This window comes from Pseudomonas sp. FW300-N2F2 (assembly GCF_017351655.1).
Classification (GTDB): Bacteria; Pseudomonadota; Gammaproteobacteria; order Pseudomonadales; family Pseudomonadaceae; genus Aquipseudomonas; species Aquipseudomonas fluorescens_AA.
In genome coordinates, this window is the sequence record NZ_JACNDQ010000004.1 from 233,265 (window position 1) to 255,647 (window position 22,383).

Here is a 22,383-nt window from a genome sequence, read left to right on the forward strand (position 1 = left end):
CAAGAGGTCGGCGTGGGCCTTGTCATGAAGAATTCAAAACGGAAATTTCACAGTAATCGTTATAAGGTAACGGCATATAACGGGAGCGGCGGTGGCGTCTGCCCACAGGCCCGGATTTTGATCGCCACGAAAGCTGGGGTGGTATGCAAGTCGATCTAGATATCGAGGGGGCACAAGTGGCCGAATGGCCGCGTTTCCAGCGAGCGTCGTTTCAAGGGCGCCGCTTGAAGCGGATCGCCTGCGCCTTGGGAGGCGTGGCGGGATTGGGTCTGGTCCTGGCGTTTTTTATCGGGGTGTTTTCGCCGCAATCGCTGTGGCCGGTCTTGCTGGTCAGCCAAAGTGCGGGACTGTTGGTGTTGGTGGCCGGCTTGCAATCCGCCTGGTGGGTGACGCAATGGCGCAGCAGGGCATTGTGGCCGGCTGTGGATAACCTGCCGACGGAAAACGAGCCTGTTGATAACTTGGGTTGGTATGAGCGGCTGCTGGAGCGCATCGGTGCCCGTTCGGTCGGCCTGCTCAAGCAAATCGGTGCGCCCGCGTTGTGGCTGGCCGGTTGGGCCGTACTGGTAGTGCTGGGCCTTGAGCACGCCTGGGACTTGCAATTGACGGCTGCCGCCCTCGGTGTTTCGGCCAGCGTGGGGGCGGTGCTGTCGTTGCTGTTGGCGTTCGGGTTATTGGTGTTCGAGCGGCAATTGGCCCAGCAGTCCCCCGTGGAATGGCCGGAAGCACCAGCGCTGGCGCAACTGACGCGGGTGGCGATCATCGTGCTGGTGCTTGGCGCCTTGTGCTTGCTGTTCGCTGCAGAAACGTCCATCTGGCCGGTGCGCCTGGCGGTGCTGATGGGGCTGTTGCCGGGGCTGGTGGCGGCGGAGTTGTTGTTGCGCGCGGTGCTATCGTTGTTCATCCCGCGCCGGGACGCCCTGGAACCGACGCTGCTGGGCCGCAGTGTTATCGCCGATCTGCTGCGCTGGCCGCCGCAACCGTGGCTGGCCTTGCAGCATGAACTGCATAACCGTTTCGGCATCGACCTGCGCCAGATCTGGGCCTTCAGCTACATGCGTCGGGCTTTTTTGCCAGTGTTGGCGTTGGTGGCGATGGTGGGGTGGTTGTTGACAGGTGTGCACGAAGTGCCGCTGCAGGGGCGGGGTATCTATGAGCGCTTCGGTAAACCGGTAGAGGTGTTCGGTCCCGGCTTGCATGTCGCGTTGCCTTGGCCGTGGGGCAGGGTGCTCAACGTCGAGAATGGCGTTGTGCATGAACTGGCGACCAGCGTCGCGCAGAGTCGTGCAGAGGTCGAGGCTGAAGCGGCGGAGGGGCCGGCACCGGCCATTGCCAATCGGTTATGGGACGCCAGCCATGTGAACGACAAATCCCAGGTCATTGCCAGCCGTCGTGCCGACCAGCAGAGCTTCCAGATCGTCAACATGGATGTGCGTTTTGTCTATCGCATCGGCCTGACGGATGCCGCGGCATTGGCGGCGACTTACAACAGCGCCGATGTGCCGACGCTGATCCGCAGCACTGCCAGCCGCATCCTGGTGCATGAGTTTGCCTCGCGTACGTTGGATGGTTTGCTGGGTGCCGACCGCGTGAGCCTGGCCGACGAAATCGGTCGCGCTGTCCAGGCTGATCTGCAATCCCTCGACAGCGGTGTGGAAATCCTGGCGACGGTGGTGGAGGCGATTCATCCGCCGGCCGGTGCGGCCAATGCCTACCACGGCGTGCAGGCCGCGCAGATCGGCGCCCAGGCATTGATCGCCCGGGAGCGTGGCGCGGCGGCGGAACAGACCAACCAGGCGCAATTGCAAGCCAGCATCGCCCATGACCGGGCCATTGCCACTGCGCGGGAAATCAACGCGACCGCCCGGGCTGCCGATTTGCGTTTCAACGCCGACCGCAAAGCCTACGCCACGGCGGGGCACGCTTTTGTGCTGGAACATTATTTGAGCCAACTGAGCCAGGGCCTCGGCAATGCCCAGTTGCTGATTCTCGATCATCGCCTGGGCGGTAGCAGCAACGCGCCGACCATCGACTTGCGAACCTTCACGCTGCCGGCCGACCCCGCGTCGCCGCGTAACCCTGTCCCGCCAGGAGCTGCCCATTGAGCCAGTCCTCTTCACACGGTCACCACGACCACGCCGGTCACGATCACGGCCATGCCGGTCATCACCATGGTCATCATCACCACCATCACGGCGACCCGCAGCAAGCCGGGCCATTTCCTTGGCGACGGATGGGCTGGGCCGTGTTGCTGGTGGCCTTTGCCGTCGCGGCCGCGAGCCTGGTGCAAGTGCGGTCGGGGGAGGCCACGGTCATTACCCGTTTCGGCAATCCGGCCCGGGTGCTGCTGCAACCTGGCCTGGGGTGGCGCTGGCCGGCGCCATTCGAGGCGGCGATCCCGGTGGACCTGCGATTGCGCACCACCTCAAGCGGCCTGCAGGATGTCGGTACCCGCGATGGACTGCGGATCATTGTCCAGGCCTACGTGGCCTGGCAGGTCCAGGGTGACCCGGACAACGTGCAGCGTTTCATGCGCGCGGTGCAGAACCAACCGGACGAAGCTGCGCGGCAGATCCGCACATTTGTCGGCTCCGCGCTGGAAACCACGGCCGCCAGTTTTGACCTGGCGAACCTGGTCAACACCGATGCCAGCCAAGTACGCATTGCCGATTTCGAAGCGCAGTTGCGTCAGCAGATCGATCAACAGTTGCTCACCACTTACGGTGTACGGGTGTTGCAAGTCGGTATCGAACGCCTGACGTTGCCATCGGTAACGCTGACTGCAACGGTCGACCGCATGCGAGCCGAGCGCGAAACCATCGCCACCGAACGCACCGCCATCGGCAAGCGCGAAGCGGCGCAGATTCGCTCCGCCGCAGAACGTGATGCCCGCGTCGTGCAAGCCGATGCCACGGTAAAGGCCGCTGATATCGAGGCGCAATCCCGGGTAGACGCGGCCGAAATTTATGGCCGGGCATACGCCGGCTCTCCCCAGCTCTACAACCTGCTCCGTTCGCTGGACACCTTGGGCACCATCGTCAGCCCAGGCACCAAGCTGATTTTGCGCACCGATGCCGCACCATTCCGTGTCCTGGTGGACGGTCCTGCTTCCATGGACGGCAAAGGTGGAACACAACCATGAGTTTGGTTCCACGTGGAACAAATGCGTTATCCAGTCCGTGGATCCAGGCCGGGCGTTTGGCGTTTCTAGCGCTTTACGCTGTCACGGTGTTGGCGGCGTTGGCCTGGGTCTTTTCCAACGTGCGCCAGATCGACCCGCAGAGTCGTGCGGTGGTGCTGCACTTCGGCGCCTTGGATCGTATCCAGAATGCCGGCCTCTTGCTGGCTTGGCCGCGCCCCGTGGAACAAGTGATCCTGCTGCCAGCAGCGGATCGGGTGCTGGAACGGCGGGTGGAAAACCTGCTGCGCTCGGACGCGGCCTTGCAGGCTGATCGTGTGGCCAGTTTCGCCACGCCGGTCAGCGATGCATTGGCCGGCTCTGGTTATTTATTGACCGGTGATGCCGGTGTGGTGCAACTGGATGTGCGGGTGTTCTATAAGGTCACGGACCCTTACGCTTTCGTCTTGCAAGGCGAACATGTCCTGCCGGCACTGGATCGACTGGCGACCCGCAGTGCCGTGGCCCTGACCGCGGCCCGGGACCTGGACACCATTCTGGTGGCTCGCCCCGAACTGATGGGCAGTGACAACCAGGCGGCCGAGCGCCGCGAGCGCTTGCGAGGCGATCTGGTTCAGGGGCTTAACCGACGCCTGGCTGACCTGGCGGCGACGGGGCAGGGGCTGGGCATCGAAGTGGTGCGGGTCGACGTGCAATCGAGTCTGCCCGGGCCGGCGGTGAGTGCTTTTAACGCGGTACTGACCGCCAGCCAGCAGGCCGACAAAGCCGTGGCCAACGCACGGACTGAAGCGGAAAAACTCACCCAGGTCGCCCGCCAGGACGCTGACCGTGCCGTGCAAGTCGCCCATGCCCAGGCCAGCGAGCGGCTTGCCAAGGCTTCGGCCGACACGGCCACGGTGCTCGGGCTGGCGAAGACCCAGGGCAGCGATCCGCAAATGCTGCTGCGCCTGTATCGCGAACGCATGCCTGCCATCCTTCGCCAGGCCGGTTCAGTGACCACGGTCGACCCGAAAGACGATTCTCGGCTGATCATCCAGGGAGCCGGCCAATGACCGCTCGAACACCCGCTGTACCGGTGTTGTCCTCGGCGGAGCAACGCATCGCCGCCCGGCAACTGACCTTGGCGATGCTCGCTCTCGGCTTGCTCGCGTTGGGCCTGGCCTGGCGCGGTTGGTCGCCAGAGCAGAGCGGCGTCAGCCAACTGCTGTTGGGGTTCGCCTCGCTGTTGGTGGCGGTGCCGGTGATGCGTTCGGCCTGGTACAGCTTGCGGTACCCAAGCCTGCACGGAATCACTGACCAACTGATCGCCCTGGCGATGCTCGGCGCCTGGGCCACCGGCGATCTGCTGACCGCGGCGTTGCTGCCGATCATCATGATCTTCGGCCATGTGCTGGAAGAGCGCAGTGTCATCGGTTCCCAAGAGGCGATCCATGCCCTTGGCCAACTGACCCGCAGCCAAGGTCGCAAGGTACAGGCCGACGGCTCGATCATCGACGTCGACAATGCGACGCTCCAGGCCGGCGATGTCGTGGAGGTGCGCGCGGGTGACCGGGTGCCGGCCGATGGTCGGGTGTTGTCCGGCCAGGCCAGCCTCGACACCGCGCCCATCACCGGTGAGTCGGTGCCGCTGGAGGCGGTGGTCGGCACGGAAGTCTTCGGTGGTGCGATCAACCTCGATGGCCTGCTGCGCCTGGAGGTGACCCGTACTGGCGAAGAGTCCACCTTGGGCAAGGTCATCGCCCTGATGCAAAACGCCGAACGCTCCAAGCCACCCATCACCCGTTTGCTGGAACGCTACGCCGGCAGTTACCTGGTATTGGTGTTGTTGCTGGCGGCAGTGACCTGGTTCGTGACCAACGATGCCCAGGCGATGTTGGCGGTATTGGTGGCGGCGTGTCCCTGCGCGTTGGTGCTGTCGGCGCCGGCCACCGCCATTGCCGGGATCGCGGTGGCGGCGCGCCACGGGATCCTGATCCGCAGCTCGGCCTTCCTGGAGGAACTGGCGGACCTGACCTCGTTGGTCGTCGACAAGACGGGTACCTTGACCTATGGCGTGCTGCGCCTGCAATCCATCGAACCTGCCCAGGATGCTCACGCATCGTTGTTGCTGCCGCTGGCTGCCAGCCTCGGGTCGGCCAGCAGTCATCCGGTCAGTCGTGCCTTGGCGGGGCTGGTGGAACAGGACAACTGCCTGGCCCTGACGGACATTCGTGAGCGCCAAGGGTTGGGGGTGGTCGCGATGACGGCTCAGGGCGAAGCGGCCCTCGGTCGGCCGGAGTTGTTTGCACAGTTGGGCATTCAAACCCCAGCGGTTCCTGAGCACGACGGCCCGATTGCCGGTCTGGCGCTGGATGGGCAGTTCCTCGCCTGGTTGCTGTTGGCCGACAGCGTCAAGCCGGAGGCACAGGTGGCCATGGCCGAGTTGCGCGAGTTGGGTCTGGGCCGTCAGTTGCTGTTGACCGGCGACCGCCAGAGCGTGGCCACGACCCTGGCCCGGGATGTCGGCATCGGCGATGTGCAAGCCCAGGCCTTGCCGGAAGACAAACTCAAGCGGGTCATGGCTGAAATCGACCATGGGTTCCGCCCGATGGTGGTGGGCGATGGCATCAACGACTCCCTGGCGCTCAAGGCCGGTGTGGTGGGCGTCGCCATGGGAGCCGGAGGTGCAGACATCGCCTTGGCGTCAGCAGACATCGTGCTGATCGGCAGCGACCTGCGGCGCCTCGGCACCTGCGTGCGACTGAGTCGCCAGTGTCGGCGCACGTTGCAGGTCAACGTGATCATTGGCCTGGGCTGGACGCTGGCCATCGTTGCCTTTGCCGCCTTCGGCTGGCTTGGCGCGGCGGGGGCGATGATCGCTGCGTTGCTGCACAATCTCAGTACCCTGCTAGTGTTAGGTAATGCCGGGCGCTTGCTGCGGTTCCAGGAGCCACTGCTCAAGATCCAAGCGAAGGGCACCGTTGGGTAGGGTCAGCGAACTGTGCGTTGTACTTGCAGTCTGCTATTGGAGAGGGCGTGCCAGCGCAGGAGTTACCCGCCACAGGAGTGATTTGGGACAGCGATAGAAAAAGGCTATAAATTCGATAGCCTGCTATTTTTCTAGCATGGTCTACCCTCATTTCAGACGTCTGAAACAAGGGGGATTTTCCATGCTCGCGCAACTTCCACCGGCCTTACAGAATCTGCATTTACCGCTTCGGCTGCGGCTCTGGGATGGCCATGAATTTTCACTGGGGGCCGACCCCAGCGTCACGATTGTGGTCAAGGACCCACAAATGGTCGCGCAATTCACTCACCCCAGCCTGGACGCATTGGGGGCGGCGTTTGTCGAAGGCAAACTGGAACTCGAAGGCCCGATCCACGAAGTCATTCGGGTCTGCGATGAATTGAGCCAGGCCTTGGTCGAGGACGATCCCGACAACCAGCCGGTGCGCTCGGTCCACGACAAGGAAACCGACGCCAAGGCGATCTCCTACCACTACGATCTTTCCAACGCGTTTTATCAGCTATGGCTCGACAGCGACATGGCCTATTCCTGTGCCTATTTCGAGACGGGCAGCGAAACCCTCGAGCAGGCCCAGCAAGCCAAGTTTCGCCACCTGTGTCGCAAGCTGCGATTGCAACCGGGTGACTACCTGCTGGATGTCGGTTGCGGATGGGGCGGCCTGGCGCGTTATGCCGCGCGGGAGTTTGGTGCCAAAGTCTTCGGCATTACCCTGAGCAAGGCGCAGCTGGCGTTGGCCCGGGAACGGGTCAAGGCCGAAGGCCTGGAGGATCAGGTCGAGTTGCAACTGCTGGACTACCGCGACCTGCCCCAGGACGGCCGCTTCGACAAAGTGGTCAGCGTGGGTATGTTCGAGCATGTCGGCCACGCCAACCTCGAGCAGTACTGCAAGACGCTGTTCGGCGCCGTGCGCGAAGGTGGGCTGGTGATGAACCATGGCATCACCGCCAAGCACACCGACGGGCGTCCGGTCGGTCGCGGCGCGGGCGAGTTCATTGAGAAGTACGTATTCCCCAACGGCGAGCTGCCGCACCTGTCGATGATTTCCGCGCAGATCAGTGAAGCGGGGCTGGAGATCGTCGATGTGGAAAGCTTGCGCACGCACTATGCGCGCACGCTCGATCACTGGAGTGAACGCCTGGAGGACAATCTCGAGGCAGCGTCGAAGGAAGTGCCGGAGCAGGCATTGCGGATCTGGCGTCTGTACCTGGCCGGGTGCGCCTACGCGTTCGCCAAGGGCTGGATCAATCTGCACCAGATCCTGGCGGTGAAGGCCCATGCCGACGGTAGCCATGAGCTGCCATGGACCCGCGACGACATCTACACCCCTTAAAGAATCGGGGAAATAAGCCGGGCGATCCGCATGCCGATCTTCTGCAGGCGGTGGGTCTCCCGGCTTTCCTGTTTGTCGATTTCCTGGGCTTGGGCGAAGTCCTCTTCAAGCATTTGCTCGACCTCACTGGCGAACGGGATATCCACGGTGAGCAGCATGACTTCGAAGTTCAAGCGGAACGAACGGTTGTCCAGGTTCGCACTGCCAATGGCGCTGATTTCCCGGTCGATCAACACCACTTTCTGATGCAGGAAGCCCGGCCCATAACGGAACATCCGCACACCGGCCCGTACCGCTTCAAACGCGTACAGGCTGGACGCTGCGTAGACGATCTTGTGGTCGGGCCGCGAGGGCAGCAGGATGCGCACATCCACGCCGCGCAGTACCGCCAGGCGCAAGGCTGCGAACACCGCTTCGTCGGGGATGAAGTAGGGCGTGGTGATCCAGACGCGTTCGCTGGCGGCGTGAATGGCCTCGACGAAAAACAGCGAGCAGGTTTCATAGGCGTCGGCCGGGCCGCTGGCCAGCAACTGGCAAAGCACACCATCGTCCGGGTAGCTGTCCGGCAGGATCAGCGGGGGCAGGGAACGGGCTGCCCAGAACCAGTCTTCGGCGAACGACTCTTGCATGCTCGCCACCACCGGCCCGCGCACTTGCACATGGGTGTCGCGCCACGGCGCCAAGGGTGGTTTATCGCCCATGTATTCGTCACCGATGTTGTGCCCGCCGACGAACCCTTGCACGCCGTCCACCACCACGATCTTTCTATGGTTGCGAAAGTTGACCTGGAATCGGTTGAGCCAGCCGCTGCGGGTGGCGAACGCTTTTACGTGGACGCCACCGTCGCGCAAGGCTTGCACGTAGCGGTGGGGCAGGGAGTGGCTGCCAATGCGGTCATAGAGCAGGTACACGGCCACGCCTTCGGCGGCTTTCTTCAAGAGCAGCGAGTGCAAGCGTTGACCGAGGCGGTCGTCATGGATGATGAAGAACTGGATTAGCACGGCCTGTCGTGCCTGTTCGATGGCCTGGAAAATCGCCTCGAACGTGGCGTGGCCGTTGACCAGCAAACGCACCTGATTATTGGCCAGGCATGGTGTGCGTCCCAGTTTCGGCATGGCCCGTAACGAGGCGTAGGCTTGGGAGGCGCGAGCGGTCAGGGCTTCTTCTACCCAGGGGCGCCAGTTCAATTCGGAGATTGCCTTGCGCATTTCTTCGTTGGCTTGCCGGCGCGCCTTGATGTAACCATCGAACGTGCTGCGGCCGAACACCAGGTAAGGAATCAACGTCAGGTAGGGAATGAAGGTCAGCGACAGGGCCCAGGCAATCGAGCCTTGGGCGGTGCGCACCGTCAGCACGGCGTGGACGGCGGCAATGGAACCCAGGGTGTGGAGCAGCGCGATCAGGTAACCGAAAACATGCGGGCCGAAATAATCCATGGGGCAGCCTTGCTCCTGAAGTTTCAATGCTTAACAGACCATGTTCCGTGACGAATGTCGCTATTTAATTCACAGGTCCGGGCCCTGAACCGAAGCCCGTGGACGGCGTCTAACGGCCACTTGTCCTCTGGAGTTCGTGTAATGAATGTTCGTCTGCTGGGTGTGGCCTTGGCGATGGGTTTGTCGGTTCCGATGGCGGCTCAGGCGCAGATGCTCCAGCCGGGTTTGTGGGAATTGACCACCAGCAATATGAAGGTCGATAACCAGAACCTGCCGGACCTGCAACTGATCCTTGGCCAGTTGCAAACCCAGATGACCCCGGAGCAACGGGCGATGCTGGAAAAGCAGGGGATTACCATGGGGGGTAAAGGCATTCGCGTGTGCCTGACCCCGGCGCAGGTGCAAACCAATGACATTCCGCTGCAAGACCCGCAATCGGGTTGCAAGCAGCAGATCACCGAGCGCACCGGCAATCAGTGGAAGTTTCGCTTCAGTTGCCCGAAAGCCCAGGGTACTGGGGTCGCGACATTCCAGAGTGATCGTGAATTCACCACCAAGGTCAACGGCACGTTCAATGCCACCGGCATCCAGCAGAACGGTAGCCTCGACACTCGTGCGGTCTGGCTGGGGCAGGATTGCGGGACGGTCAAGCCGAGGGCTTGAAGCTCATTTGAAGTAATCGCTTGGTGAGCCTGTGGGAGCCAGGCTTGCTCGCGATGCAGACAATTCGGTGAGTCGCCAAGGGCGTCACAGTTCATCGCGGGCAAGCCTTGCTCCCACAAATGCTCTAAGGCCGACTCAGCGCCTCGTACAACGTATTGAGGTTGTATTCGAACAGGCCGGTGAACGTGCTCGCCGGTCCGCTGGCGGCGAGTGCGTCGGAGTACAGCGTGCCGCCGATGTGAGCGCCGCTCTCGTCGGCGATCTGCTTGAGCAGGCGCGCGTCCTTGATGTTTTCCATGAACACCGCTTTGACTTTCGCCTGACGGATCTGGGTAATCAGCGCCGCGACTTCTGCTGCCGACGGTTCACGTTCGGTGGATAACCCCTGGGGCGCCATGAACTCGATGCCATAGGCCTGGCCCAGGTAACCGAATGCATCGTGGGACGTTACGATCTTGCGATTACCGGCAGGCAATGCGCCGAGCTTGGCCTTGGCTTCGGCGAGTAGGGCGTAGATTTTCTTCAGGTATGCCTGACTGTTGCGTTCGTAGTCGGCCTTGTTGGCCGGGTCGGCAGCTTCCAGTGCCTTGGTGATGTTGCTGACATACAGCTCGGCGTTCGCCAGGTTGTGCCACGCGTGCGGGTCGGGGATGGTCTCGCCGTCCTCATCCAGTGACCGGGGGATGACGCCACGGCTGGCGCTGATCACCGGGGCGCCAGTTTCGGTGCTGGTCACCAGGCGGTCCAGCCACGGCTCGAAGCCCAAGCCATTCTTGATGATCAGTTTTGCCCTGAGCAACGCCTTGGCGTCGTCTGGGGTGGGTTCGTAGGTGTGTGCATCGGCGTCCGGCCCGACCATGTTGGTGATTTGAATATGCTCACCACCGACCTGTCGGGTCATGTCGGCGAGGATGCTGAAGCTGGTCACCACCTGGAGTTTTTCGGCGGCGGACAGGGACATGGACAGCATCAGACTGATTAGCACGAGCAGTACGCGCATCGGGAAACACCTCATTGGGATGTGAGCAAGGGCGGGCGGCGCAGCAAACCGTGCACCGGCCCGAATACCACCGACAGCAGATACGACACGCCCGCCACCAGAACGATGGACGGTCCGCTGGGCAGTGAGTAATAGAACGACAACAGCAGGCCAAGCCAAACCGAGAGGCAACCGAGCAGCGCGGCGATCAGCATCAGCAGCGGCAGGCGACGGCTCCAGAATCGCGACGCGGCGGCCGGCAGCATCATCAGGCCGACCACCATCAACGCGCCGATGGCCTGGAAACCGATCACCAGGTTCAGCACCACCAATGTCAGGAACACGCCGTGGGCCAAAGGGCCGAGACGACTGACGGTTTGCAGGAACAGCGGGTCGAGGGTATCGAGCAGCAGCGTTCGATAAATCAACGCCATTGCCACCAGGCTGGCGCCGGAAACCCACAACATGCCGGTGAGTGTGGGGCCGTCCACCGCCAAGGCCGAGCCAAACAGCAGGTGCAGCAAGTCCAGGCGTTTGCCGGCCATGCCGAGGATCAACACGCCGGCCGCCAGGGAAATGGGATAAATCGCCGCGAGGCTGGCGTCCTCTCGTAGGCCAGTGCGCCGGGTAATCCAGGCGGCGAGCCCGGCCATGCTCAGGCCCGCGCCCAGGCCGCCCAGGGTCAAGGCCGGCAGGCTCAGCCCGGCAAACCAGAAGCCCAGGGCGGCGCCGGGCAGGATGCCGTGAGCCACGGCGTCACCGATCAGGCTCATGCGCCGAAGAATCAGGAACACACCCAACGGCGCCGTGCTGCACGCCAACACCAGGCCACCCAGCAAGGCCCGACGCATGAAGACGAACTCTTGGAAGGGTTGCCAGAAATGCGTGGCCACGAGCATCAGGCCACCCACGCATGGGGTTGTTGGGCGATCAAATCGACACTGCGGCCCAGCACGCAGCCGGTGTTTTTGATCAGCAGCGTATGGGGGACATGTTGGCGTACCGCTGCCAGATCATGACACACCACCACGATGGTCCTGCCTGCTGCGTGCCAGCGATGGATGTGTTTCCACAGTAGCGCCTGGCCTTGTTCGTCGAGGGCGGCGTGGGGTTCGTCGAGCAACAGCAAGGGCGCTTCGGCCAGGCTCAGGCGAGCGAGCAGGGCGCGTTGCAGCTCGCCTCCCGACAGCGCCATGAGCGGACGCTGCTCAAGGCCGTTCAATGCCCAATCGTCCAGTACGGTCTGCAGTAACTGTCTACGCATGGCTGGCGTGTGGCGATTGCCCCAAGAACCGGCGGCCACCAGGTCTTGCAAGTTGATGGGAAATTGCCGATCCAGATGTTGCTGCTGGGGCATGAATGAGACGCCACCACGTCGTGGAACATTCAAGGCGACTTTGCCGGCCAGCGGCTTTTGCAGCCCCGCGAGCACTTTCAACAGGCTGCTTTTGCCCGAACCGTTGGCGCCGATGATGGCGGTGAGGCTGCCTGCCGGTCGCTCCATGGCGAGGGGCGGTGTGAGGGGTTGTCCGGGTGCACCCCAGCGCAGTGCTTGGCAGTCGATCATGATGGCTCCCGGGTCCAGCGGCTTTGCGCCACGGCGTCATGGGCATGAAGGCTTTCGGCATGAACGACGCGTACATCCAGGGCGGTGATCTCCGTTGAGCGGGCCAGGGCCGTGCTCAATCGCCGCGCGGCGTCTTCGCAGAACATCAGGTTTTGCCCGTTGGCCAGGGCGAAGGCTTGTTCATCGGCGCGTTTCACGGCGGTCTGCACGGCGGTGCCAAGGGCTGCTTCGGCTTGGTTGATGAATGACTGCAGTGGTAATTCGTCGACAGCGGTGTCCAGACGCAGGGTCAAGGTCGCCGTGCTGCGCTGGCTATGAGGGGTGGCGACAATGCCGTTCGATGAGCCCAGCCAGGCGAGAATTTCGGCATGCTCAAGTTTCTTGTTAGCGAAGTCGTCGACAAATTGCTGTTGGATCAACTGCCGGGCAAGGGCCGCCGAACAAGGGCAAGTCGAGGAATAGGGGATCTGAATTTTTAGTTCCACGTGGAACATTGTGTTTTTCAACTGAGCTTCGATGCTCACCGGATAACCTTTCCAGCCTGCCAACGGGCTTATTAACGCCGGACGTTTGAGCAGTAGATTGGTATGCACGCTGAGCGAAGCCGCATGGGATAAGCCTTCATGGCTATCAAGAAATTGCTCCAGGATTCGGCGCAATAGCGCTGGAGAAAGTGGCGTCTCTTCCAGCAATCCCAGCGCCAGATATAAGCGCGACATATGAATGCCGCGTGCCTCGCTGTCATCGAGGCTCACACCAGCGTCGACCGTTGCGCTGAGGCGCTGGCCATCAATCAACACCGGCGTTGCGATACCACACATGCCTACCCAATCAAGGGGCAGGGTTTGATGTGAAACCTGCGCAGCCACATCGGGCAGCGTTAACGCATTCATGGTCAAGGCCCATCGAAGGTTAAAATTAGATGTTATAGTATAACAGTTAATTTCAAGAAACCTTTTCCATGAAAGGAGTTTCATCTCCCTGAATGTTCACGTTCCACGTGAAACATTAACGCGATGAATCCTGGCACCCGTTCATGCGCCCGCATGTAAATGCACCGGTGCTACCGCCCGAGCTGGAAAAACGATTGAGGGTGGTCCAGCCCACACGCCGGCTATATCCAACCCAACTTTCTCCATCCGACGCCAGTCCGGTAAAGAACGTGAGCTGACCATAACGGCTGTTCGTTTGCGCCCAATAGCGGCGACTGGCGGCTTCAAAACCGCGCAAATAAAGAGTGTTTCCAGCCGTCGCAACGCTATAGGCATTGCCTTGCATATCCACACACGCCAGCAAATTCGCGCTACGGGTGCAGTTTGCCAAGAGCGGAGTCTGGGCCGCAGCGCCTAACGCCCACAGCAACAGTGAGCCCGCAAAAATAAAATTCAGAGGATTGCGCATGAATGGATCTCAGACCAATGAGGAGCGGCGGGGCTGGTTGAATTGTGTTGTTATACTATAACATAAAAATAACCAGGCCCTGAACCCAGCCGAACCCTGGAAACGAGCCGTTATCGAAGCGGCCGCCCGATGAGGATATACCTGATGCCCAATCGTCTTCCCGTCACCGTACTTTCCGGATTCCTCGGTGCCGGTAAAAGCACACTGCTCAATCACATCCTGCGTAATCGCGACAACCTGCGGGTTGCTGTGATCGTCAACGATATGAGCGAGATCAACATCGATGGCAGCGAAGTCCAGCGAGATGTCACCCTGAGTCGTTCCGAAGAGAAACTGGTGGAAATGAGCAACGGCTGTATCTGCTGCACGTTGCGCGAGGACTTGCTCGAAGAAGTCGGGCAACTCGCCAGGGAAGGGCGTTTCGACTACTTGCTGATCGAGTCCACCGGTATTTCCGAACCGCTGCCAGTGGCGGAAACCTTCACGTTTCGCGATGAAGAGGGCCGAAGCCTGGCCGATGTGGCGCGACTCGATACCCTGGTCACGGTGGTCGATGGGGTGAATTTCCTGCTGGATTACCAGGCCGCCGAAAGCCTGGCGTCACGGGGCGAAACCCTGGGTGAGGAGGATGAGCGCTCGATCACCGATCTGCTGGTCGAACAAATCGAGTTTGCCGACGTGATTCTGATCAGCAAGATCGACCTGATCAGCCAGCATGAGCGGGAGGAATTGACCGCGATTCTGCAGCGTCTCAACGCCCAGGCGCAGATCATTCCCATGGTCATGGGGCAGGTGCCACTGGGCAGAATCCTCGACACCGGCCTTTTCGACTTCGAGCGCGCCGCCCAGGCACCTGGCTGGCTACAGGAGCTGCGCGGTGAGCACGTGCCAGAAACCGAGGAATACGGCATCGCCTCGACCGCTTATCGGGCTCGCCGACCGTTTCATCCCCAGCGGTTCTTCAACTTCATCGACCGGCCGTGGCCCAATGGCAAACTCCTGCGCTCCAAGGGGTTCTTCTGGCTGGCCAGCAAGCCTGAGGAGGCGGGCAGCTGGTCTCAGGCTGGCGGCTTGATGCGACATGGCTTCGCCGGGCGCTGGTGGCGGTTCGTGCCGAAAAACCAATGGCCGCAGGACGAAGAGAGCACCGCGGCGATCATGAAGAACTGGCTGGCTGCCACAGGCGATTGCCGCCAGGAGCTGGTCTTCATTGGTCAGGACATTGATTTTGGCCAACTCGCCGCTGAACTGGATGCTTGCCTGCTCACCGATGCGGAAATGGCCCTCGGGGTCGAAAATTGGCGCTTGTTGCCGGATCCGTTCGGGCCGTGGCATGAAGAGGTTGCAGCGTGATGCTGGCGCCCAGTCTGAAACGAGCGACGCAGGTACGACAGGCCCAAGGTGATACGCCAGGGGTATTCACGCAGATCCTGGACGACGGCACCAACCTGGCGGTCTGGCAGCGTCAGCTTCCCGCCCACATCAGCGATTTTGCGGCCATGGTGCTGGCGATGGACCAGCCGCTGGCTGAATCACGGGTGCTCGATTTGCCAGAGGAAGACACCCAGCCAGCGCTGCACGGTCTGGCCGCGGGTTTCGGTGACCTGCAGGGCTATGAGGGCTTTATCGCCGATGTTTCCTGGCTGGTCTGTGCGTTTGCCTGCCTGTTGGACGCGCAACGTGTCGGTCTGCGCCTGCGCACGCTGGACAAGGCCATGTGCCCGCGCTTCCACGTTGACCACGTACCGGTGCGGCTGCTGACCACTTATGCGGGCGTCGGCAGCCAGTGGCTCAAGGAAGAGGCCATGGACCGTCGGTACCTGGCACAGCCAGAGGCAGAGCCGGTTGATCCGCGCGTGATCCAGCAGTTTGGTTGCGGTGATGTCGGCTTGCTTAAAGGCGAGAAATGGCACGGTAATGAGGGGTTCGGCCTGATCCATCGCTCGCCGGCGCCTGCGTCGGGAGAGCGTCGCCTGATTCTCACGCTGGATTGGCTGGCTTAGGGCTTGAGCCAGGTGCCTTGGCTTTGCCCTTCGCAAAATGGCTGCAGGTACGCGGCATCGGTCGCCACGCCGTAATAGTGAATATCCTGGCGGTAAGGCATATTGGCGACCTGGGCGTTGCTGCATACGCCGAACGCGCCGCCAGGGCATTGATCGACGTATTGCACCTCGACCTTCTGGCCGGCAAGGTTTGGCTGGCAGAAGCCATCGGCAAACAGCTTCTGCGGAATGCTGCGGTTCTGTTGGCAGACTTTCACATCGAGTCGCTCCGCCTGGCTGTGAACCACGCAGGCCTGGGCCAGCGCCTGGTCCGACATCAGTGCCAGTAACAACCAGCCGATCAATCGCATATTCACCTCCATCGAAAGCCGTCGATTATGTTGCAGCACATTCCCACCCATGTCATCGCCGGCCCCTTGGGCGCCGGCAAGACCAGCCTGATCAAGCATCTGCTGGCCCAGCGACCGGTCAATGAACGCTGGGCGGTGCTGATCAACGAGTTCGGCCAGATCGGCCTGGATGCCGCGCTGCTGACCCAGGCTGGCGATGGTATCGCACTGGGCGAAGTGGCCGGCGGCTGCTTGTGCTGCGTCAACGGCGCGCCGTTTCAGATCGGTCTTGGGCGTTTGCTGCGCAAGGCCCGGCCGGATCGGCTGTTCATCGAACCCTCGGGCCTGGGTCATCCGGCACAGTTGATGCGGCAACTGAGTGAGGCGCCCTGGCTCGGCGTGCTCGCGGTACAACCTTGTGTGCTGGTGTTGGATGCCCGGGCGATGGCGGACGGCAAACCCTTGCCCGATGCGCAGCGACAAACCCTGGCGGATGCCGGACTGCTGGTGCTGAACAAATCCGAGAGCCTCACGCAAGCCGATCGCGAACGGGTGACGGCGCAACTGTCAGGGGCTGCGTTGTACTGGACGCAACACGCGGCATTACCGATCGATCGATTGCCAGGCCTCGGGGCTAAGGGCAGCGGGTCTGTGGATAACGTGAACCTGCCCAAGAGTCTGGGGCAGATCCCGGCCATCTGGACCGACCCGACGCAACCCATCTGCCTGTATCAGCAGCAGGACGGAGGCTGGAGTATCGGCTGGCGCTGGCACCCAAGCCAACGATTCGACGCGGCGGCGCTGACGCGATGGCTACAAGACCAGGGCTGGAAACGGGCGAAGATGGTTATCCACAGCCGCGACGGTTGGGTTTCAGCCAATGCGTTGGAGGGGGCGGCGCTGGGCTGGCAAGCCAGCGAGTGGCGCCAGGATTCTCGGGTCGAGCTGATTTTCCATCAGCCGCAAGACGTCGATCGCCTGAAAGCCGGTCTGGTGAGTTGTCGATGTCCCTGAATCAGCCCTGTTTCAAGGCTTCCACTTGTTGTGTTCCTGGCGCCATTGGCTCAATTCGATGACTTCAGCCCTGGGCCTGGTCTGGACCGGTTCGATAGGCGCTGGCGGTGTTTCTTCGAAGGGCATCGGGTAGGGCGCCAGCTCTATATGTGCGCTGTGGGCACCAAATTGGGTGATGGTGCCCGAATGGCGGCTTTCGCCGGTGACGGTGAACTCGAAGTTGTAGACGCGAGCCAGGCGTCGTCGTCCATTGGCGTCCTTCACGAAGCCGATTTTTTTCAGCGCCACATTGCCGTCCAGCAGCTCGATCTTGAGGTTGGCGCAATGCTGCATGACCCTCGCCAACGCCCGTTCGCGCAAGCCATGGTTGTGCCACAGCCAGGCGCCGCCGGTAGCCAGCAGCATCAGCACGAAGATGTTTCCAAGGGTCAGCATGAACGAAGTGCTCCAACAAGTTGCTGTCAGCTTAACTGTCTCGCCGGTCTGTCGTACAGGCTGCGTTTAGTCGCATACTGCGCGGCTTGAATTTCAATCGTTTTACGGAAACTTCCCGCATGAAACGTACGCCTCATCTGCTTGCCATTCAGTCCCACGTGGTGTTCGGTCACGCTGGCAACAGCGCCGCAGTGTTTCCGATGCAGCGGGTCGGCGTGAACGTCTGGCCGCTCAATACCGTGCAGTTTTCCAATCACACCCAGTACGGCCAATGGGCCGGTGAGGTGTTGGCGCCAGAGCAGATACCGGCATTGGTGGAAGGCATTGCCGCTATCGGTGAGCTGGGGCATTGCGATGCGGTGTTGTCCGGTTACCTGGGCAGCGCGGCTCAGGGGCGGGCGATTCTGACGGGCGTGGCGCGGATCAAGGCCGCCAACCCCAAGGCGCTGTACCTGTGCGACCCGGTCATGGGGCACCCTGAGAAGGGCTGCATCGTGGCGCCCGAGGTGAGCGAATTTCTCCTGGAAGAAGCCGCTGCCGTGGCGGACCTCATGTGCCCGAACCAACTGGAGCTGGACAGTTTTTCGGGGCGCAAGGCGCAGTCGTTGCTGGACTGCCTGGCCATGGCCCGCGCGTTGCTGGCCCGTGGCCCGAAGGCGGTGCTGGTCAAGCACCTGGTCTACCCCGGCAAACCCGATGACAGTTTCGAAATGCTGCTGGTGACCGCCAATGACAGTTGGCACCTGCGTCGTCCACTGCTGGCTTTCCCGCGCCAGCCGGTGGGGGTGGGCGACCTGACGTCGGGCCTGTTCCTGGCTCGGATTCTGCTGGGGGACAGTTTGGTCGCGGCGTTCGAATTCACCGCCGCGGCGGTGCACGAAGTGTTGCTGGAGACCCAGGCCTGTACCAGCTACGAGCTGGAACTGGTCCGCGCCCAGGACCGGATCGCCCATCCACGGGTGCGCTTCGAGGCTGTGCCAATCAGCCTCTGATCGCCCGTGGAGATGCTGCAAATCCCTGTGGGAGCAAGCTTGCTCGCGATGAGGCCATCACACTCAACATCGATGCTGGCTGTGACACCGCCATCGCGAGCAAGCGCGCTCCCGGCGGCTGATTAAGGCCCGTCCGCCTTGATCTCCTGGTAGCGCCTCTCCAGTTCCTGGCGGATCTGCCGGCGTTGCTGGGCTTGTTCGTAGCGGCGTTTTTCTTCGCTGTTTTGCGGCTGCAAGGGCGGCACGGTCGCGGGCTTGCGTTGGTCATCCACCGCAACCATGGTGAAGAAGCAACTGTTGGTGTGGCGCACCGAGCGTTCGCGAATATTTTCGGTCACGACTTTGATGCCCACTTCCATCGACGTGTTGCCGGTGTAGTTCACCGAGGCCAGGAAGGTCACCAGTTCGCCGACATGAATCGGCTCACGAAAGATGACCTGGTCGACCGACAGGGTCACCACGTAGCGTCCGGCGTAGCGGCTGGCGCAGGCGTAGGCGACTTCGTCGAGGTATTTGAGCAAGGTGCCGCCATGGACATTGCCAGAGAAGTTGGCCATATCGGGGGTCATCAACACCGTCATCGACAGCTGGGCGTTTCCGGGTTCCATAACGTACTCACGGTTCAAGGCAGTCATTCGGGAGGCACCTCTGCGGGTGCTAGGGGCGGCCTGCGAACAGGTCACCAGGTTTTAAAAACCACACGATATCGGGACGCTGCGCCTGTGGTTGCCGTCACGCGCCGATGGATCTGTTTCCATATATTGCACCGTCTTTTTGTCGGAAGTCGCGGTGTTACCCTTCAAAAGCCCGTTGCGAGGGCAATTCCTACAGAGGAAACGGATTTCTCCAGCTCTGCAGTGAGTCAATTTTGAACAGGGAGCCCCGACATGCATGCCATCAGTTTCATCCAGGATTTGGCGATCATCATGATGGCGGCGGGGTTGGTGACCGTACTCTTTCATCGTTTCAAACAACCGGTGGTATTGGGCTACATCGTGGCCGGCTTCATCATTGGCCCGCATACGCCTCCGTTCGGCTTTATCCATGACGAAGACACGATCAAGACCCTGGCCGAGCTCGGGGTGATCTTCCTGATGTTTTGCCTGGGCCTGGAATTCAGCCTGCGCAAACTGTTCAAGGTCGGCGCCACGGCCTTCATCGCGGCGTTCCTCGAAATTGTGCTGATGATCTGGATCGGCTACGAAATCGGCCGCTGGTTCGACTGGAGCACCATGGACTCGCTGTTCCTCGGCGCAATCCTGGCCATTTCCTCCACCACGATCATCGTCAAGGCGCTCAATGACCTGAAGATGAAAAACGAGCGCTTCGCCCAGCTGATTTTCGGGGTGTTGATCGTCGAGGACATCCTGGGCATTGGCATCATTGCCTTGCTGTCGAGCATTGCCGTCAGCGGCACCGTGAGCTCCGGCGAAGTGTTTTCCACCGTCGGCAAGTTGTCGCTGTTCATGATCGTCGCGTTGGTCATCGGCATTCTGCTGGTGCCGAGAGTGCTGGCCTACGTGGCGAAGTTCGACAGCAACGAAATGCTGCTGATTACCGTGCTTGGCCTGTGTTTCGGCTTCTGTCTGCTGGTGGTGAAACTGGAATACAGCATGGTGCTCGGGGCGTTCCTGATCGGTGCGATCATGGCCGAGTCCCGGCAACTGCTGAAGATCGAGCGGTTGGTGGAGCCGGTGCGTGATCTGTTCAGCGCGATCTTCTTCGTCGCCATCGGATTGATGCTCGATCCGGCGATACTGCTGCAGTACGCCTGGCCGATTGCCGTGATCACGGGCGCAGTGGTGCTCGGCAAGATGCTGTCCTGCGGCCTTGGTGCTTTTATCGCCGGCAATGACGGACGCACCTCGCTGCGCGTTGGGATGGGGCTTTCCCAAATCGGCGAATTTTCCTTCATCATCGCTTCGCTGGGGATGACCCTGCAGGTCACCAGCGATTTTCTCTATCCAGTCGCCGTCGCCGTCTCGGTGTTGACCACTCTGCTGACGCCGTACCTGATCCGGGCTGCCGACCCACTGTCCGTCAAGTTGGCGACGGTCATGCCGCAGCGCCTGACGCGGGTGCTGGGGATGTACGGTGAATGGCTGCGTAGCATCCAACCCCAGGGTGAAGGGGCGATGGTGGCGTCGATGATCCGGCGGATTTTGCTGCAGGTCGGCGTCAACCTGGCGCTGGTGATTGCGATTTTTGTCTCGGGTGGTTTTTTCGCCGAACGGATGTCGGCTTACCTGCAAGCCTGGATCAGCGACCCGAGCTGGCAGAAAGCACTGATCTGGGGTGGGGCGTTGCTGCTGTCGCTACCGTTCCTGATCGCCGCGTACCGCAAGCTCAAGGCGCTGTCGATGCTGCTGGCGGAAATGGGCGTGAAGCCGGAGATGGCTGGCCGCCACACCCAGCGTGTGCGTCGGGTGATCGCCGAAGTGATCCCGATTCTCTCGCTGTTGGTGATTTTCCTGCTCTTGGCAGCCTTGTCGGCCAGCATTCTGCCGACCAACAAGTTGCTCGTACTGATCGCCGTGGTGGCGACTGCCGTGGCGGCACTGCTCTGGCGCTGGTTCATCCGCCTGCATACGCGGATGCAGGTGGCCTTGCTTGAAACCCTGGACAACCACAAGGAGTCGTCCGGGCATTGATCGGCGGCGGGGCTCAGCTTTCCAGCCAGACGTCCCGGGCCCAGTGCCAGACCGATTCCCAGGTTTCCTCGGCGATCAGTTCTTCTTCGGCCTGCCACAGCACCACCGTGCCGTCCTCCTCGACGCAGTAATAATCGTCGCCGTCCTGGCAGATCGGGATCAGGCTGCGGTCGACACCGGCATCCCAGGCGTTGGCGGCCACGTCCGGCAGGTAGGTGTGGGATTGTGGATCGGTGACGGTCACCGGCTCCAGGCTGCCGTAGACGACATCGCTGACGGTCAGCAAAAACTCCCTGAAGACGAATGGGATATCGATGAACAGCTGCTCTTCGATCTCTACCAGTAAATCTTCGTCGGGCAATTCCAGCGGGACCGGTACGGGCTCGTTGGCTTCACGCAATTGTTCGATGATTTCTTCCACGTCCGGGATCCTCTTTCTCGATGGCGCGGTTTATATGGAGCGGTTTATACAGTAGCTCGCCATAGATGCAACCGCGAAATAGAAAACCCCGGCCTGGGCCGGGGTTCTTTTATTTCAACATGCAAAACGGGCAAAGGTTCAACCGTTCTGGCGGATACCTGCCACCAGCCAAGGCTGGTCATCGCCCTGGGCGCGTTCCATGTTCCAGCTTTCGCTGAACGCTTCGCCCTTGTCGAAGCGAGAATCCTTCGACACACCGATGAAGGTCAGGGTGGCGATGGTCTTGTCGGCGCGATCGTCGACACCGTCCAGTTGCACCTGCAGGTTATCGATGTAGGTGGACTGGAAGCCATCACCCAGCTCGGCTCGCTCGCGCTTGAGGAACTCCAGCAGTTGCGGGGTCACGAACTCGGCGATCTTGTCCATTTCGTTCGCGTCCCAATGCTGTTGCAGGGCCATGAAGTGGTTGCGGGCGGCTTCGATGAAGCGTTGCTCGTTGAACCAGGCCGGCGCATTGATGACCGGACGAGCGGCCGCAGGCGCTGCCGAACCACCGAAGATCGAACCACTGGCAGGCTGCTGGTTGAACACTTCACGCTGCATCGGCGCATGGCCGGCTGGAGCGAGTTGCTCCTGCTGCTTGCGACGACGAGCGGCAATGAAGCGGAAGACCAGGAAGGCGATGACCGCCATGATCAGGATGTCGAAGATCTGCATGCCCTGGAAGCCGTCGCCCATGAACATGGAGGCGAGCAAGCCACCGGCGGCGATGCCGGCCAGGGGGCCGAGCCAGCGGGAAGCGCCGCTGGCCTTGGTGGCAGCGCCAGCGGCACCGGCCGCGCCTGCGGTGGCAGCGGTGGAGCCGGCGGCAGAAGACGGCGCCATCTGGCTGGTCTGGTGAGTCGGGGCTGCTCCCGAACTTTTACCACCGCCAAAGCGCTTGGCGGCATTGGCGTCGATGGCCATCGTCAGGCCGATGCATAACGCCATGGCGATGCTAAGAAAACGTTTCATAT

At 61.6% G+C, this 22,383-nt stretch carries 22 protein-coding genes; 11 read left to right on the forward strand and 11 right to left on the reverse strand.

Annotation, left to right across the window (positions count from 1 at the left end):
- Positions 1-143: 143 nt before the first annotated feature.
- The 5 genes from J4E63_RS27720 (at position 144) to cfaB (ending at position 7,476) form a co-directional block, all read left to right on the forward strand.
- Positions 144-2,105, forward strand: a complete 1,962-nt coding sequence (locus tag J4E63_RS27720) for a protease modulator HflK (RefSeq protein ID WP_207283913.1) — start codon at positions 144-146, stop codon at positions 2,103-2,105.
- Entirely contained in the window at positions 2,102-3,142 is a 1,041-nt protein-coding gene (hflC, locus tag J4E63_RS27725; RefSeq protein ID WP_207283914.1) for a protease modulator HflC, read from the forward strand. The genes J4E63_RS27720 and hflC overlap by 4 nt, the downstream gene beginning before the upstream one ends.
- Positions 3,139-4,191 carry a protease modulator HflK gene (gene hflK, locus J4E63_RS27730; RefSeq protein WP_060739949.1) on the forward strand — a complete coding sequence of 351 codons (1,053 nt, stop codon included), beginning with the start codon at positions 3,139-3,141 and terminating at the stop codon, positions 4,189-4,191. Before hflC ends, hflK begins: the two co-directional genes overlap by 4 nt.
- Positions 4,188-6,107, forward strand: coding sequence for a heavy metal translocating P-type ATPase (locus J4E63_RS27735; protein WP_207283915.1), 1,920 nt, complete (start codon positions 4,188-4,190; stop codon positions 6,105-6,107). Before hflK ends, J4E63_RS27735 begins: the two co-directional genes overlap by 4 nt.
- 181 nt (positions 6,108-6,288) lie before the next feature.
- The gene (gene cfaB, locus J4E63_RS27740) at positions 6,289-7,476 is read left to right on the forward strand and encodes a C17 cyclopropane fatty acid synthase CfaB (protein ID WP_207283916.1); all 1,188 of its coding nucleotides are present in this window, start codon (positions 6,289-6,291) and stop codon (positions 7,474-7,476) included.
- Here cfaB and cls read toward each other — a convergent pair.
- Positions 7,473-8,912 carry a cardiolipin synthase gene (gene cls, locus J4E63_RS27745; protein ID WP_207283917.1) on the reverse strand — a complete coding sequence of 480 codons (1,440 nt, stop codon included), beginning with the start codon at positions 8,910-8,912 and terminating at the stop codon, positions 7,473-7,475. The two genes, cfaB and cls, sit on opposite strands and share 4 nt — an antisense overlap.
- A gap of 141 nt (positions 8,913-9,053) precedes the next feature.
- Here cls and J4E63_RS27750 point away from each other — a divergent pair, with 141 nt between their 5' ends.
- A complete protein-coding gene (locus J4E63_RS27750) occupies positions 9,054-9,575 on the forward strand; it encodes a DUF3617 domain-containing protein (RefSeq protein ID WP_063323704.1) in 522 nt (173 codons plus the stop codon).
- A 124-nt stretch (positions 9,576-9,699) separates the two neighbouring features.
- Here J4E63_RS27750 and J4E63_RS27755 read toward each other — a convergent pair whose 3' ends face one another.
- The 5 genes from J4E63_RS27755 to J4E63_RS27775 all read right to left on the reverse strand — a co-directional run bounded on the left by J4E63_RS27755 (position 9,700) and on the right by J4E63_RS27775 (position 13,522).
- Positions 9,700-10,575: a metal ABC transporter substrate-binding protein gene (locus tag J4E63_RS27755; RefSeq protein ID WP_207283918.1), complete on the reverse strand. Its 876-nt coding sequence runs from the start codon at positions 10,573-10,575 to the stop codon at positions 9,700-9,702.
- Between the two features lie 11 nt (positions 10,576-10,586).
- Positions 10,587-11,453 (reverse strand): metal ABC transporter permease, encoded by an 867-nt coding sequence (locus J4E63_RS27760; RefSeq protein WP_207283919.1) that lies wholly within the window; start codon positions 11,451-11,453, stop codon positions 10,587-10,589.
- Entirely contained in the window at positions 11,453-12,121 is a 669-nt protein-coding gene (locus J4E63_RS27765; RefSeq protein ID WP_192261772.1) for a metal ABC transporter ATP-binding protein, read from the reverse strand. The genes J4E63_RS27760 and J4E63_RS27765 overlap by 1 nt, the downstream gene beginning before the upstream one ends.
- Positions 12,118-13,014: a GTP cyclohydrolase FolE2 gene (gene folE2, locus J4E63_RS27770; protein ID WP_207283920.1), complete on the reverse strand. Its 897-nt coding sequence runs from the start codon at positions 13,012-13,014 to the stop codon at positions 12,118-12,120. The genes J4E63_RS27765 and folE2 overlap by 4 nt, the downstream gene beginning before the upstream one ends.
- A gap of 115 nt (positions 13,015-13,129) precedes the next feature.
- Positions 13,130-13,522, reverse strand: coding sequence for a glutamine synthetase (locus tag J4E63_RS27775; RefSeq protein ID WP_207283921.1), 393 nt, complete (start codon positions 13,520-13,522; stop codon positions 13,130-13,132).
- A 144-nt stretch (positions 13,523-13,666) separates the two neighbouring features.
- Between J4E63_RS27775 and zigA the strand changes: the two genes are divergently transcribed.
- The gene (gene zigA, locus J4E63_RS27780) at positions 13,667-14,875 is read left to right on the forward strand and encodes a zinc metallochaperone GTPase ZigA (protein WP_207283922.1); all 1,209 of its coding nucleotides are present in this window, start codon (positions 13,667-13,669) and stop codon (positions 14,873-14,875) included.
- Positions 14,875-15,525, forward strand: coding sequence for a DUF1826 domain-containing protein (locus J4E63_RS27785; protein ID WP_207283923.1), 651 nt, complete (start codon positions 14,875-14,877; stop codon positions 15,523-15,525). Before zigA ends, J4E63_RS27785 begins: the two co-directional genes overlap by 1 nt.
- On the opposite strand, the gene J4E63_RS27790 is transcribed toward J4E63_RS27785, so the two are convergent.
- The gene (locus tag J4E63_RS27790; RefSeq protein ID WP_192261769.1) at positions 15,522-15,875 is read right to left on the reverse strand and encodes an NADH:ubiquinone oxidoreductase; all 354 of its coding nucleotides are present in this window, start codon (positions 15,873-15,875) and stop codon (positions 15,522-15,524) included. The two genes, J4E63_RS27785 and J4E63_RS27790, sit on opposite strands and share 4 nt — an antisense overlap.
- A 27-nt stretch (positions 15,876-15,902) precedes the next feature.
- On the opposite strand from J4E63_RS27790, the gene J4E63_RS27795 reads away from it, so the two are divergent.
- Complete coding sequence (locus J4E63_RS27795) at positions 15,903-16,868, forward strand: GTP-binding protein (RefSeq protein ID WP_207283924.1); 966 nt, start codon at positions 15,903-15,905, stop codon at positions 16,866-16,868.
- A gap of 12 nt (positions 16,869-16,880) precedes the next feature.
- Here the strand turns inward: J4E63_RS27795 and J4E63_RS27800 are convergent, their stop codons facing one another.
- Positions 16,881-17,303, reverse strand: coding sequence for a DUF3301 domain-containing protein (locus tag J4E63_RS27800; RefSeq protein ID WP_060739962.1), 423 nt, complete (start codon positions 17,301-17,303; stop codon positions 16,881-16,883).
- A 119-nt stretch (positions 17,304-17,422) separates the two neighbouring features.
- Here J4E63_RS27800 and pdxY point away from each other — a divergent pair, with 119 nt between their 5' ends.
- Positions 17,423-18,295 carry a pyridoxal kinase PdxY gene (gene pdxY, locus J4E63_RS27805; protein ID WP_207283925.1) on the forward strand — a complete coding sequence of 291 codons (873 nt, stop codon included), beginning with the start codon at positions 17,423-17,425 and terminating at the stop codon, positions 18,293-18,295.
- 122 nt (positions 18,296-18,417) lie between these two features.
- Here pdxY and J4E63_RS27810 read toward each other — a convergent pair whose 3' ends face one another.
- Positions 18,418-18,903 (reverse strand): acyl-CoA thioesterase, encoded by a 486-nt coding sequence (locus J4E63_RS27810; protein ID WP_060739964.1) that lies wholly within the window; start codon positions 18,901-18,903, stop codon positions 18,418-18,420.
- Positions 18,904-19,182: 279 nt separating this feature from the next.
- On the opposite strand from J4E63_RS27810, the gene J4E63_RS27815 reads away from it, so the two are divergent.
- Positions 19,183-20,946 (forward strand): cation:proton antiporter, encoded by a 1,764-nt coding sequence (locus J4E63_RS27815; RefSeq protein WP_207283926.1) that lies wholly within the window; start codon positions 19,183-19,185, stop codon positions 20,944-20,946.
- Positions 20,947-20,959: 13 nt separating this feature from the next.
- On the opposite strand, the gene J4E63_RS27820 is transcribed toward J4E63_RS27815, so the two are convergent.
- Together J4E63_RS27820 and J4E63_RS27825 are read right to left on the reverse strand one after the other, a co-directional pair.
- On the reverse strand, positions 20,960-21,367 hold the full coding sequence (locus tag J4E63_RS27820; protein WP_003187120.1) for an SMI1/KNR4 family protein: 408 nt from the start codon (positions 21,365-21,367) through the stop codon (positions 20,960-20,962).
- A 138-nt stretch (positions 21,368-21,505) separates the two neighbouring features.
- Positions 21,506-22,381: a Tim44 domain-containing protein gene (locus J4E63_RS27825; protein WP_207283927.1), complete on the reverse strand. Its 876-nt coding sequence runs from the start codon at positions 22,379-22,381 to the stop codon at positions 21,506-21,508.
- Positions 22,382-22,383 lie beyond the last annotated feature (2 nt).